The organism is Thermohalobaculum xanthum (genome assembly GCF_016623495.1).
Classification (GTDB): Bacteria; Pseudomonadota; Alphaproteobacteria; order Rhodobacterales; family Rhodobacteraceae; genus Thermohalobaculum; species Thermohalobaculum xanthum.
Window position 1 is genome coordinate 433,066 of the sequence record NZ_JAEHHL010000002.1, and the last position, 12,686, is coordinate 445,751.

Sequence of the window (12,686 nt, forward strand, 5' to 3'; positions counted from 1 at the left end):
GGCGGCGGACGCCTATCTCAATGGAGAGAAACCCCGCGAGAGACAGAGGACCGAGATGCTCACCCGACGCGCTCTCATCGCCGCAATGGCGCTCAGCCCGGTGTCGCTGCATGCCGGAGAATTGAGCGCACGGGATTTCAGCTTTCCCGGGATCGACGGCGGCATGGTCTCCCTGTCGGAATTCGCGGGACGGCCGGTGCTGGTCGTGAACACGGCCTCGCGCTGCGGCTTCACCTACCAGTATGACGGCTTGCAGGCCCTCTACGACAGATACCGCGACCGCGGGCTCGTCGTTCTCGGCGTGCCGTCGGACGATTTCGGCGGGCAGGAACTCGATACCGAGGCCGCGGTCAAGGAGTTCTGCAGCGTCAACTTCTCGATCGACTTCCCGATGACGGCGATCACCGCGGTACGGGGGCCGGGCGCGCATCCCTTCTATGTCTGGGCGCGCGGCGAACTCGGCGCCGAGCAGGCGCCGAGCTGGAATTTCCACAAGTATCTTGTCGGTCCCGACGGGGCGCTGGTCGGCGCCTTCTCCACCCGCACCGAACCCGACGACCCGCAACTGCTTGCCGCCATCGAGAAGCTGCTGCCGCAGGGCTGACGGCGCTCGGCCGACGGCGGGCGTGCCCGGTGCGTGACGCCTTCGCCGGATCGTTCCCCGAGGCAGGCGCGCGTCAGGCAATCCGCTTGCGCAGGGACTCGGCGGCGCCGCGGATGTCGCGCAGCTCACCATCATCCTTGCGCGACAGGTTGGCCATCTGCATCGCCATGCGCCGATTGCCGCGAAAGCGCGCTTCGTGCCGGGCGAGGAAATCCCAGTAGAGCGTCGTGAACGGGCATGCCTTTGGGCCGGTCGCGATGCGCGGATCGTAGCGACATCCGCCGCAGCAGTCCGACATGCGCGAAATATAGGCGCCGGACGCGGCGTAGGGTTTGGTCCCGACGATGCCACCGTCGCCATGCTGGCTCATGCCGAGGACGTTGGGCAGGCTGACCCAGTCGATGGCGTCGAGATAGAGTTCCATGTGCCATTCATGAACGCGATAGGGATGCGCACCCCACAGCATTGCGAACAGTCCCATCACCATCAGCCGCTGGATGTGATGGGCATATCCCTCCTCGAGAAGCTGGGTCAGGCCATCGGCCAGGCAGGCCATAACGGTGTCGCCCGTCCAGAAGAAACCCGGCAAGTCGGCGTCGGCACCCAGCGCGTTCAGCCCCGCATAACCGGGCATCTCGGCCCAATAGACGCCGCGAACGAACTCGCGCCAGCCGAGGATCTGGCGCACGAACCCCTCGACGGCGTTGAGGGGCGCATGCCCGTTCGCCCAGGCCGAGATCGCAGCGGCGCAGACTTCCCTGGGATCCACCAGCTTGAGATTGAGCGCGGTCGAAAGGCGCGAATGCCACAGCGTCGAGTGGCCGGTCGCGATCGCGTCCTGGTGATCGCCGAAACGCGGCAGGCGGTGGTCGATGAAATCGCGCAGATGCGCGAGGGCCGCGCGGCGTGTGACCGGCTCGGCGAACCCTTCGGTCGAGCCGGGCGCATCCGGGAATAGCCGCTCGACCATCCGCATCACCTTGCGCGTGATCTCGTCGGGTTCGGAGTGCGGCCGTCCGGGCGTGAAGCCCGGGCCGTCGCGTCCAAATGGCTTGCGATTGTCGGCATCGAAGTTCCAGCGCCCGCCGGCAGGCGCGTCGCCATCCATCAGCCAGCCGGTCTTCTTGCGCATGGCGCGGTAGAAATCCTCGAGGATGAAGCGCCGGCGCCCTTCGCGCAGATCGGAGAACTCGGCCGGCGTGCTGAGGAAGTGATGATCGGGGTGCACCACCAGCCCGGGAAACCGGTCGCGGAGGGCATCGCGAACACGCATGTCGCCGGGGAGCGTGACATGATGCTCGTCTGCCGGATGGCGCGCTGCACCCTCGGCCAGCGTGGCCGCAGGATCCTCTCCGTCGATCGCGTGATAACGCACGGTAAAGCCGCGGGCCCGAAGCTCATCCGCGAAATGGCGCATCGCGGCGAAGAAAAGAACAAGGCGTTTCTTGTGCTGACGCAGGTAGGTGGCTTCCTCGCGCGCCTCGGTCATCACGACCGCGTCGCGCTCGGGATCGAGGCGATCCAGAGCATTAGCCCGGATGTCCAGCTGGTCACCGAGGACGAGCAGGAGGCGCCTTGCGCGCGTCATGCCCGTCTCCGCGCCGAACGGCAGCGATCCGAGCAGTGCCGGACGGCGTCCCAGTCACGCGCCCATTTCCGCCGCCAGACAAAGGGACGGCCACAGATCGCGCAGGTTTTCGCGGGCAGGTCGGATTTCTTTCGCATCCGTGGCATCGCGTCTCCTTGTGCCGCACACGCGTCCCACGTTGGCCGCGCATGCTGTTGCCGGTCAGAAGTCGAAGCTCTGCTGGCTGTCCGCCTTGCGCGCGGGTCGCCTGGGTCGCGTCGTGCCTCTCGTCGGGCGGCGGGAGGCGTGGCGCGCCAGCACGGCTTGCTTCGCCTCGGCGAAGCCTTGCTCGCGGCGTCGCGCATGGACCCGATCCCGCGCCATGCGCGCGGCAGCCACGTGATCGACGAGGGGCGCGGGGTAGTCGCGCCCGATGCGGCAGCCCCATTCGGCCTGCTGGGCGGGCGTCATCTTCCAAGGCTCGTGGATCAAGGGGGCCGGGACGCGTGAGAGTTGCGGGAGCCAACGCCGGAGAAACACGTCCTTCGGGTCCTGATCATGGGACTGCTTCACCGGATTGTAGACCCTGAGCGTGTTGATCCCTGTCGTGCCGGACTGCATCTGGCACTGGCTCCAGTGGATGCCGGGCTCGAAGTCGGTGAAGAGCTGTGCGAGCCCCGGCCCGAACCGGCGCCAGTCGAGCCAGAGATGATAGGCCGCGACGGACACCAGCATCGCGCGCATCCTGAAATTGAGCCAGCCCGTCGCCCTGAGGGCGCGCATGCAGGCATCGACCATCGGCAAGCCCGTTTCGCCAGAAAGCCAGGCGCGCAGCCTCTGCTCGTCGTGCTCGCCCTCGCGCAAACCCTCGTAGAGCGGATGCATGCAGCGCGTCTCGATGGCCGGCTCGTCTTCAAGCTTCTGCATGAAATGGCAGCGCCAATGGAGACGGGCCGTGAAACTGTCGATCGACGCGCGCTGGGCGCGATCAATACAATCAGCACGCGCCGTGCGCGCCCTTTGCCAGATCTCGCGCGTCGAGAGCGTGCCCCAGGCCAGATGGGGGCTGAGCCTGGAACAGGCGTCGAAGGCCGTGACCGGGGATGACATCTCTCGCCTGTAGTGACGCCCCCGGGTGCCGAGAAAGCTTGCGAGAAGCGCGCGACCGGCCTCTGGCGAGGCGAGCGCGTCGTCGCATGGATCGGGTTCGAGGCACAGGTCCGCCGCATCCGGCAGAGGTTCCGACGCAAGCCCGTGCGGCGCCAGGGCGGTCGGCCGGTCGATCAGCGGGCGCGCCATCGCCGCGTCCCAGCGCGCGGCCCACCCGTCGCGCGTTCGCAGCTTGCGGATGACGCCACCGGCCTGAAACTCGTGCCAGACTACATCTGCGCCGCGCGCCCAGGCGGCAACCCGGAGATCGCGATCGTAGGTCCAGCGGTCGCCCGTCTCCTGGTGCGACCAAAGGCTGAACGGGCCGAGCGCGCGACGCAGGCTCTCGAGCACGTCGACGGCATCGCCAGTTCGGACCACGAGAGGCGCGCCGAGATGCCCGAGTTCCTCCGCAAGGGCCGACACGGCGCCGGCGACAAAACGCCACTGCCGCGCCGAGGCAACTCGTTGCTGCCAGAGCCGGGGTTCGACGATGTATAGGGGAATGACGGGACCCGCCTGCGCCGCACGCGCCAGCGGCTCGTGATCGTCGACCCGAAGGTCGCGCTTGAACCAGACGATCCCGAGCGCCATGACACTCCCTCCGCGGACCCGCCAGATGGGCCGCAGAGGGTAGAAGTCAAGCCGGGCGCGACCAGCGCGCGCCCGCGGATATCAGTTGCCGGCCTCGGACATGACCTGGGCCTTGGCCTCGACCCGCAGGTCCGACATGCGCTTGCGCAGTTCGGCTTCGGTCACCGCGACGCCCTTGGCATCGAGGTCGGCCTTGACCTTCACGTACACATCCTCGTCGCCCGCTTCCTTGAGATCCGCGATCACGACCGACTTCGCGTAGGCCTCGGCGTCGGCACCGGTCAGCCCAAGCTTCTCGGCGGCCCAGATGCCAAGCAGCTTGTTGCGCCTGGCCTCGGCCTTGAACTGCATCTCGGCGTCGTGGGCGTACTTGTTCTCGAACGCCTTCTCGCGGTCGTCGAATGTCGTCATCGCTGGCCTCTTCTGTTCCCACGCCACGGATTCGGGCGCCTTCAACTCACAGTGGATATAGGGAATTCGATCGTGTCGAGGCAATGCGGCACTGGCACCCTTGTGGAAAGACGCATGCGCGCATATAGAGACGCGGCGCGCGCCGAGGGGAGCCTTCGGGGCGCAGTCCGCTTTTCGCGAAACCCGGAGATAGCCATGGCGCGGCGCAGGATGGTCTACGAAGGCAAGGCCAAGATCCTCTATGAGGGACCGGAGCCGGGCACGCTGATTCAGTACTTCAAGGACGACGCCACGGCGTTCAACGCGCAGAAGCATGACGTGATCGATGGCAAGGGCGTGCTGAACAACCGCATCTCCGAGCACATCATGACGGCGCTGACCTCGATCGGCGTGCCGAACCACTTCATCCGCCGCATCAACATGCGCGAGCAGCTGATCCGCGCTTGCGAGATCATCCCGCTCGAGGTCGTCGTGCGCAACGTCGCGGCAGGCTCGCTGTCCAAGCGTCTCGGGATCGAGGAGGGAACCCCCCTGCCCCGTCCGATCATCGAGTTCTATTACAAGGACGACGCGCTCGGCGATCCGATGGTGACCGAGGAGCATATCGTCGCGTTCAACTGGGCAAGCCAGCAGGACATCGACGACATCATCTCGCTTGCGCTGCGGGTCAACGACTTCCTGTCGGGCCTGTTCACCGGGGTCGGGATCCGGCTCGTCGACTTCAAGATCGAGTGCGGCCGCATCTGGGACGGCGATTACCAGCGCATCATCGTGGCCGACGAGATCAGCCCCGATTCGTGCCGGCTGTGGGATATCAAGACCGGCCAGAAGCTCGACAAGGACGTGTTCCGCCGCGACCTCGGTTCGCTGGCCGATGCCTACACGGAGGTCGCGCGGCGCCTCGGCATCCTGCCCGAAGGCGGCAATGGCAAGCGGGGCCCCAAGCTCGTCCACTGATGGCGGGCCGGCCGAAACCGCCTCCGTACCGGCCCGATCTTCCCCTTTGGGTGCGGGCGGTCGCGCTGTTCGTCCCTGTCGCCTTCCTCGCGCTCGGCCTCGCACTCGCGGCCGAGACGATGGCCTTCCTTGGTGACAGCACCCGGACGATCGGACTGATCACCTCGGTCCGGCTCGAGCAGGACACCCGGCGCGGAAATGACGGGTTCAGCGAGACCGTCACGACCGAATGGCCAACCGTGCGCTATGCCGGGCCCGACGGCGCCTGGCGCGAGAACGAGGTGGCGATCGCGCTGGGCTTCGGCGCGCAGGCCGAGGGCGAGCGCGTCTGGGTGCGCTATGACGACGCGAGGCCGGACATCGTGCGGCTCGACCGCGGCTTCTGGGATCACTGGCTGGGGCCCATCGCGTTCAGCCTGGTCGGTGGCGGCGCGACGCTGGGCCTGTTGTGGCTGTTTCGCGTTCTCGAACGGGTGAACCGCACGCGATTCCGCGTCGAGCACGGAGTGGATCCCTGATGAGCGGGCTTGTCGAGCGGTTCGGCGAGGGCCCCGTGGCGCTGGTGCTGCTGGCCCTCGCAATTGTTAGCTTCTTGCAGCCGATCCTGGCCTGGGTTGCCCGCGGACGGTGGCCGCGGGTTCAGGCGCGGGTCGTGGACGTCCCGACGCGGCGCTCGCTTGCTTCGGGAAAGTGGTCGGTTGCCATCGCATTCACGGCGCCCGACGGCTCGAACATCGAGACCCACGTGCCCGTCAACATCGCGCGCCATCCGCTGAAGCGCGGTGACTTCATCGAGATCATGCATCACCCGCACACCCCCACGCGCACCGCCCTCACGAAGTTCGAGGGTGCGAGCGCGGGGTTCGGGGTCGCCGCGCTCTGCCTGATCGGCGCAGTCGCGTTGCTTCGGGGCTCGGCCGAATAGGCCGGAGCGCAAACGGCGGCGTATCAACGGGTCGCCGGGGCTGGGCTTCCGTAGTTTCCGCATCCGGAAGAACGCGCATTGCGGCGAGCGCGTCGTGCCACGTCGGCGAGAAGGCGGGAGGGCCACCTTGGCATCCACGCCCGAGGACCCATATGGGCGATGAGGCATGAACGGACCGGGACGAGCGGATGCACCCCCTGCTGCGCAGGATCGACGGCTACTGCGAGAGGGTGGGCGAGGCGTTCTGGGCCGAGCCCCTGAACGCAGTCACGAATATCTCGTTCATTCTCGCCGGGGTGGCGGCGATCATGCTCGCGCGCAGGCTCGACAGGCTCGACGGCGCGGTGATGTTCCTCACCGCAAACGCCATCGTGGTGGGGATCGGGTCTTTCCTGTTCCACACCTACGCCACCGTCTGGGCGGCGATGGCCGATACCGGGCCGATCCTCGTGTTCATCCTCGCCTATTTCGCGATCGCCATGAACCGCTTCGTCGGACTGTCATGGCGCCAGTCGGCCTTGGTGACGGCGGGCTTTCTCGTCGGCATGTTTGCGCTCTCGGGGGTCCTGCGCGTGCTGCTGCACGACATCGTCGGGGGCACGCAGAGCTACTTCCCCGCGCTGATCGCGCTCGGCGGCGTCGGCGCCTGGCTGGCCGCGCGCGGCCATCCCGCCGGGCGGGGGCTTATGACCGCTGCCGGCGTTTTCGCGGTCTCTCTGACCTTCCGCGCGCTCGACAAGCCGGTCTGCTCGCTCTGGCCGGTTGGCACACATTTCCTGTGGCACTTGCTCAACGGCTTGCTCTTGTGGCTGCTGATCCTGACGCTGATCCGCCACGGCAGGGCGCCACTGAGGGCGCCTGCCCCGGCGTGAACGCCGCGGCCGCGTTGCCACCCTTGCCCCGCTTTGCCCTCGCGGGTATGGAGAGGCCGAACAGCCTTACCCGCGAGAGGTGCGCCCGATGAAAGCCCGCGTCTTCGTCACCCTCAAGACCGGCGTCCTCGACCCGCAGGGCGAGGCGATCCGCCACGCGCTCGGCTCGCTGGGCTTCGGCGGTGTCGAGAGTGTCCGCCAAGGCAAGGTGATCGAGATCGAACTGGCTGAAACCGATCCCGCGCGGGCCGAGGCCGAGGTGGCGCGGATGGCCGAGAAGCTGCTCGCGAACACCGTGATCGAGAACTATCGCGTCGAAATGGTGGGATGACGTGAGCGGCGACGGCGACAGGCGCCACCTTAGAGCGCGCAACTGGTTGGTCGCCAAGATCGCTGTCGCTTTCCTCATCCCGCCGCTAGCCGCTGCTGCCTACGTCATCTTCGCTATGTGAGGGGATGCCCATGAAATCCGCCGTGATCGTCTTTCCCGGCTCGAACTGCGACCGCGATCTGGCCGTCGCGCTTGGCGCCGCCGCCGGTCGCCCGGCGAGCATGGTCTGGCACAAGGACGCGGCGCTGCCTCCGGGCCTCGACGTGGTCGCGATCCCCGGTGGTTTCTCCTTCGGCGACTATCTTCGCTGCGGCGCGATCGCCGCGCGCTCGCCAATCATGCGGGCCGTCGTCGACTTCGCCCACCGGGGCGGGATCGTGCTGGGCATCTGCAACGGCTTCCAGATCCTGATCGAGGCCGGGCTGCTGCCGGGCGCGCTGATGCGAAACCAGACGCTCAAATTCGTCTGCCGCGATGTTCACCTGTCGGTCGAGACACTGCAGAGCCCCTTCACGTCGGCCTTCGGCAACCAGCGAGTGATCCGCGTGCCGGTGGCCCATCACGACGGCGCCTATATCGCGGACTACGCGCTCGCAGCCCGTCTCGAGGCGGAGGACCGCATCGCGTTCCGCTATGTCGACGCCGACGGCGATGCGACCGAGGCCGCCAATCCCAATGGCTCGGTCGGGAACATCGCCGGCGTGCTGAGCGACAATCGCCGCATCCTGGGGATGATGCCGCATCCCGAGCGACTGGCGGATCCGCAACTCGGCGGAACGGACGGCGCGCCAATGTTCCGCAGCCTCGTCGAGGCGGTGGCGGAGGTCGCCTGATGCGCCGCGCGTCGCCGATCCTGATGCTCGCGCTTTGCGCCTGCGCGCAGAGCGTGCCGCCTTCGGATTCCGGCTACCGCCAGCCCGCGGCACCGAACGAGACCTACCGCGCGGTGGTCCTCCAGGCCGACTACGCCCAGGTCCGCGACGGCCTCGAGCTTGTCGGCGCGAGTTGCTGGCTCGACGCTGAGCTGCAGGCCGCGAACATGCTGGTCGACCGGCGGACCGGGGATGTCAGCTTCTTCACCGACGACGCAAAAATCCTGACAGCCGACATCGTCCCGATTCGCGTCAATGTCATCGAAGTGCGCCTGATCGGCGAGGCAATCGCCGAGCCGGGCCGCTACGAGCGCATGAAATCGAGCCTGACCCGCACCGTCGCCTCGGGCGCCGCCGCCTGCTGACCCCCCGATCCTCCGCCACAAGGCCCGCCATGACAGAGCCCGCCGTCAACCAGTCGCTTGCCGCCGATCATGGGCTGAAGCCGGACGAGTACCAGCGCATCCTGAACCTGCTGGAACGCACGCCGACGTTCACCGAATTGGGTATCTTCTCGGCCATGTGGAACGAGCACTGCTCGTACAAGTCCTCGAAGAAGTGGTTGCGCACCTTGCCGACCAAGGGGCCACAGGTCATCTGCGGGCCGGGCGAGAATGCAGGCGTCATCGATATCGGGGACGGTCAGGCCGTGGTCTTCAAGATGGAGAGCCACAATCATCCCAGCTACATCGAGCCGCATCAGGGCGCGGCCACGGGCGTCGGCGGCATCCTGCGCGACGTCTTCACCATGGGTGCACGGCCCATCGCGGCGATGAACGCGCTGAGCTTCGGCGAGATCGAGCATCCCAAGACCCGCAGCCTTGTCGCCGGGGTCGTCGAGGGGATCGGCTCCTACGGCAACTGCTTCGGCGTGCCCACGGTCGGGGGCGAGGTGCGCTTCCACCCCGCCTATAACGGCAACTGCCTCGTGAATGCTTTCGCAGCCGGGCTCGCGGACGCCGACAAGATCTTCTACTCGGCTGCCTCGGGCGTCGGCATGCCGGTGGTCTATCTCGGCGCCAAGACCGGTCGCGACGGTGTGGGCGGCGCGACCATGGCATCGGCCGAGTTCGGCGAGGACGCCGAGGAAAAGCGCCCCACCGTCCAGGTCGGCGATCCCTTCACCGAGAAGCGCCTGCTCGAGGCCTGCCTCGAGCTGATGGCCTCGGGCGCGGTCATCTCGATCCAGGACATGGGTGCTGCCGGGCTCACCTGCTCGGCGGTCGAGATGGGCGACAAGGGTAATCTCGGCATCGAACTCGACCTCGACGCGGTGCCATGCCGCGAGCAGGCGATGAGCGCCTACGAGATGATGCTCTCTGAGAGCCAGGAGCGCATGCTGATGGTCCTCAAGCCCGAGAAGGAGGCCGTCGCCCGCGCGATCTTCGACAAGTGGGACCTCGACTTTGCGATCGTCGGACACACGATTCCCGAGGACCGCTTCCTGGTGAAGCATGACGGCGAGATCAAGGCCGACCTGCCACTGAAGGCCCTGTCGGGCGAGGCGCCAGAATACGACCGCCCGTGGGTCGAGACGTCCGCCGCCCGTCCGCTAGCGCCGGTGCCCGAGATGGATCCCGCCGAGGCGCTTGCCGCGCTGATGGGATCGCCGAACCTCTGCTCGCGCGCCTGGGTCTGGCAGCAATATGATCACATGGTCATGGCCGATACCGTGGTGCGCCCCGGGTCTGACGCGGCGGTGGTTCGCGTCCATGGAACCCAGAAGGCACTGGCCTTCACGGCCGACGTGACGCCGCGATACTGCAAGGCAAACCCGGTCGAAGGCGGCAAGCAGGCCGTGGCCGAGGCGTTCCGCAACCTCTCGGCCACCGGAGCGCGCCCTCTCGCCGTCACCGACAATCTCAATTTCGGCAACCCCGAGAAGCCCGAGATCATGGGGCAGTTCGTCGGCTGCATCAAAGGCATCGGGGCCGCGTGCGAGGCGCTGGACATGCCGGTCGTCTCGGGCAATGTCAGCCTCTACAACGAGACGAACGGCGAGGCGATCCTGCCCACCCCCTCGATCGGCGCAGTCGGGCTGCTGACCTCGCTCGACGAGGCGATCCCGATGGCGCCCTGCGCGGGAGACGCGCTGTTGATGATCGGACATTCCGAGGGGCATCTGGGCCAGTCCGCATTGATCTGGGAACTGTGGGGCCGCTCGGATGGCGACGCCCCCCATGTCGACCTTCGGGCCGAGCGCAAGGCCGGCGAGCTGGTCCGCGCGCTCAAGGCCGAAGGGCTGATCTCGGCCGCGCATGACCTGTCCGATGGCGGCCTCGGCGTCGCCGCGGCCGAGATGGCGCTGGCCGCCGGGACCGGCGTCGCGCTGGACGCAGCCGAAGGCATGACGCCGCTTGCATGGTTCTTTGGCGAGGATCAGGGCCGCTACCTGATCGCGGCGCCCGAGGCGGCGGTTGACGAGATCACCCGGCTTGCCATCGCGGCGCAGGTCCCGGTGCGCCGCGTCGGGATGACGGGCGGCGACACTGTCCGGCTCGGGACCTCGGAGGTTACGCTCTCCGGGCTCCGCGAGGTCCACGAGACGGGCTTTGCCCGGCTCATGGGTGAGGCGTAAGCCGCAAGCCCAAGACGTCAGGCTATCGCTTCCCAGGCCTTGCCCAGCCGCGAGAGCGACGCGCGCTTGAGCGCATTACGCTCGGCGCGCGGGCCGCTCGCCTCCAGCGGGCCGAAGGCATTGCGTATCACGCGCGACATCGGCCTTGGCGCGCCGGAAAGGAGCTCCCAGAAGAACCCGTCGGGATGCCGGACCTCGATCCCGAACGGGGCGAGCCGCCGGGTCGGAAAGTCCCGCAGGTTGAGGGTGACGAGAGCCGTGGCACCCGCGGCCACCGCCGCCGCGACAACATGGGCGTCGGCTTGGTCCGGGAGGTGGATCTGCGCCTCGACTTCGGCGGCCGGCGTGACCTCGGCGTGGGGAAAGGCATGGCGCATTTCTTCGATCTCGGCGCTCACCGCCTGTTCGGCCGCCATGCCGCCATCGCGCAATGCCGCCAGACGCCACTCGTCCAGGATGCGCGCACTCCACACGGGGTGAAAGAGGCCCTCGCGCGCCGCACCCAGCGCGATCGATCTCAGCAGGCGCGGATAAAGCACGCAGGCGTCGAGGCAGACCGTCGGCACATCAGCCAAGCCGGTAGACCATCGCCTTGAGATAGGACGTCTCGGGCAGCGCCATGTGGCTCGGATGGTCGGGCCCGGCGCGGCCCGAATGGACGAGCTGCGCATTACGGTCCGCACGCCCGATCCCCCGCGCATTGGCGCGATGGAAGCTCTCGGGATCGGCTGCGTGGCTGCACGAGCAGAGCACGAGCCAGCCGCCAGGGGCGACAAGCCCCGCGCCCAGACGCGCAAGCCGTTCATAGGCACGCAGCCCCTGCGGCAACGCGGTCTTCGACGGAGCGAAGGCGGGCGGATCGCAGACGACGACATCGAAGCGCGCGCCCTCGGCCACCAGGGCCTCCATCGCCGCAAATGCATCCGCGCGCCGCGTGGCGAACCGGTCGGAGACCCCGGAAAGCCGGGCACCGCCCTCGGCCAGTTCCAGCGCAGGAGCGGAGCTGTCGACCGCGAGAGCCTCGCTTGCCCCGGCCGCAAGCGCCGCGAGCGCGAAACCGCCGACATGGGTGAAGACGTCCAGCACGCGCATGCCACCCGCGAGCCCGGCGACGAACGCGTGGTTCGGCCGCTGGTCGTAGAACAATCCGGTCTTCTGGCCGCCCGCGAGGTCGGCGAGATACGTGGCCCCGTTCATGCCAACCGGGATCGGCGCGTCGATGGTGCCGCGAACAACCTCAAGCGTCTCGTCGAGGCCCTCGAGCTTGCGCACGCGTGCGGTCGCATTCACGACGACGCGGGTGCAGCCGGTCACGGCGACCAATGCCGCTTCGACCTCGGGCAGAAGCCGGTCGACCCAGGCCGCATTTGGCTGAATCACGACCGCATCGCCGAAGCGGTCGATCACGAGGCCGGGAAGCGCGTCGCCTTCGGCATGGACGAGTCGATAGAACGGGGCGTCAAAGAGGCGCTCGCGCAATGCCAGCGCATGCGAGAGGCGCGCCGCGAACCAGTCTTCGCCAATGACGGCCTCGGCATCCATGTCGATCAGGCGCGCGGCGATCTTGCTCTCGGGATTGAACGCGGCGAGCCCGAGCACCGCGTCGCCGTCGACAATGCGTACGAGCGTCCCGGGCGCCAGACCCCTGGTGCGCCGGTCCATCGCAATCTCGTCAGCGAATGCCCAGGGCGCACCCTCTGCAAGGCGGCGCCCCTTTCCGGGCCTCAGCTTCACCGTCGGTCGGTCTGCGATTTCGGTCATCGGGGCGCTCCGCTTGGGCGAAGCCTCTCTAGGCCAGCACGCTGCGGATGGGAAGAGCCGCGCCG

Annotated in this window: 15 protein-coding genes; 9 read left to right on the forward strand and 6 right to left on the reverse strand. The window is 67.8% G+C overall.

Translation table 11 applies throughout. From position 1 onward, the window contains the following. Window positions 1-55 precede the first annotated feature (55 nt). The gene (locus H0I76_RS06995) at window positions 56-604 is read left to right on the forward strand and encodes a glutathione peroxidase (protein WP_200608663.1); all 549 of its coding nucleotides are present in this window, start codon (window positions 56-58) and stop codon (window positions 602-604) included. Window positions 605-677: 73 nt separating this feature from the next. Here H0I76_RS06995 and H0I76_RS07000 read toward each other — a convergent pair whose 3' ends face one another. From H0I76_RS07000 to H0I76_RS07015, 4 genes are all read right to left on the reverse strand, one after another. Next, the gene (locus H0I76_RS07000) at window positions 678-2,192 is read right to left on the reverse strand and encodes a cryptochrome/photolyase family protein (protein WP_200608665.1); all 1,515 of its coding nucleotides are present in this window, start codon (window positions 2,190-2,192) and stop codon (window positions 678-680) included. After that, window positions 2,189-2,338 carry a DUF2256 domain-containing protein gene (locus H0I76_RS07005; RefSeq protein WP_200608667.1) on the reverse strand — a complete coding sequence of 50 codons (150 nt, stop codon included), beginning with the start codon at window positions 2,336-2,338 and terminating at the stop codon, window positions 2,189-2,191. Before H0I76_RS07005 ends, H0I76_RS07000 begins: the two co-directional genes overlap by 4 nt. Before the next feature lie 55 nt (window positions 2,339-2,393). Further along, complete coding sequence (locus H0I76_RS07010; protein ID WP_200608669.1) at window positions 2,394-3,914, reverse strand: FAD-binding domain-containing protein; 1,521 nt, start codon at window positions 3,912-3,914, stop codon at window positions 2,394-2,396. 81 nt (window positions 3,915-3,995) lie between these two features. Then, window positions 3,996-4,325: a DUF1476 domain-containing protein gene (locus H0I76_RS07015; protein WP_200608671.1), complete on the reverse strand. Its 330-nt coding sequence runs from the start codon at window positions 4,323-4,325 to the stop codon at window positions 3,996-3,998. 195 nt (window positions 4,326-4,520) lie between these two features. On the opposite strand from H0I76_RS07015, the gene purC reads away from it, so the two are divergent. The 8 genes from purC to purL all read left to right on the forward strand — a co-directional run bounded on the left by purC (window position 4,521) and on the right by purL (window position 10,860). Beyond that, window positions 4,521-5,282 (forward strand): phosphoribosylaminoimidazolesuccinocarboxamide synthase, encoded by a 762-nt coding sequence (purC, locus tag H0I76_RS07020; RefSeq protein ID WP_200608673.1) that lies wholly within the window; start codon window positions 4,521-4,523, stop codon window positions 5,280-5,282. Next, a complete protein-coding gene (locus H0I76_RS07025) occupies window positions 5,282-5,800 on the forward strand; it encodes a DUF3592 domain-containing protein (protein ID WP_200608675.1) in 519 nt (172 codons plus the stop codon). Before purC ends, H0I76_RS07025 begins: the two co-directional genes overlap by 1 nt. Beyond that, window positions 5,800-6,207, forward strand: coding sequence for a DUF3592 domain-containing protein (locus H0I76_RS07030; protein ID WP_200608677.1), 408 nt, complete (start codon window positions 5,800-5,802; stop codon window positions 6,205-6,207). Before H0I76_RS07025 ends, H0I76_RS07030 begins: the two co-directional genes overlap by 1 nt. A gap of 188 nt (window positions 6,208-6,395) precedes the next feature. Continuing rightward, window positions 6,396-7,079: a ceramidase domain-containing protein gene (locus H0I76_RS07035; protein WP_200608679.1), complete on the forward strand. Its 684-nt coding sequence runs from the start codon at window positions 6,396-6,398 to the stop codon at window positions 7,077-7,079. A gap of 88 nt (window positions 7,080-7,167) precedes the next feature. Beyond that, window positions 7,168-7,410 (forward strand): phosphoribosylformylglycinamidine synthase subunit PurS, encoded by a 243-nt coding sequence (gene purS, locus H0I76_RS07040; RefSeq protein WP_200608681.1) that lies wholly within the window; start codon window positions 7,168-7,170, stop codon window positions 7,408-7,410. 131 nt (window positions 7,411-7,541) lie between these two features. Next, on the forward strand, window positions 7,542-8,243 hold the full coding sequence (gene purQ, locus H0I76_RS07045; RefSeq protein WP_200608683.1) for a phosphoribosylformylglycinamidine synthase subunit PurQ: 702 nt from the start codon (window positions 7,542-7,544) through the stop codon (window positions 8,241-8,243). Continuing rightward, window positions 8,243-8,647: a hypothetical protein gene (locus H0I76_RS07050; protein ID WP_200608686.1), complete on the forward strand. Its 405-nt coding sequence runs from the start codon at window positions 8,243-8,245 to the stop codon at window positions 8,645-8,647. Before purQ ends, H0I76_RS07050 begins: the two co-directional genes overlap by 1 nt. Window positions 8,648-8,676: 29 nt before the next feature. Continuing rightward, on the forward strand, window positions 8,677-10,860 hold the full coding sequence (purL, locus tag H0I76_RS07055; protein ID WP_200608687.1) for a phosphoribosylformylglycinamidine synthase subunit PurL: 2,184 nt from the start codon (window positions 8,677-8,679) through the stop codon (window positions 10,858-10,860). 17 nt (window positions 10,861-10,877) lie between these two features. Here purL and H0I76_RS07060 read toward each other — a convergent pair whose 3' ends face one another. Next, window positions 10,878-11,426 (reverse strand): RSP_2648 family PIN domain-containing protein, encoded by a 549-nt coding sequence (locus H0I76_RS07060; RefSeq protein ID WP_325166415.1) that lies wholly within the window; start codon window positions 11,424-11,426, stop codon window positions 10,878-10,880. 1 nt (window position 11,427) lies between these two features. Continuing rightward, window positions 11,428-12,621, reverse strand: coding sequence for an RSP_2647 family RNA methyltransferase (locus H0I76_RS07065; RefSeq protein ID WP_200608691.1), 1,194 nt, complete (start codon window positions 12,619-12,621; stop codon window positions 11,428-11,430). Window positions 12,622-12,686: the final 65 nt, after the last annotated feature.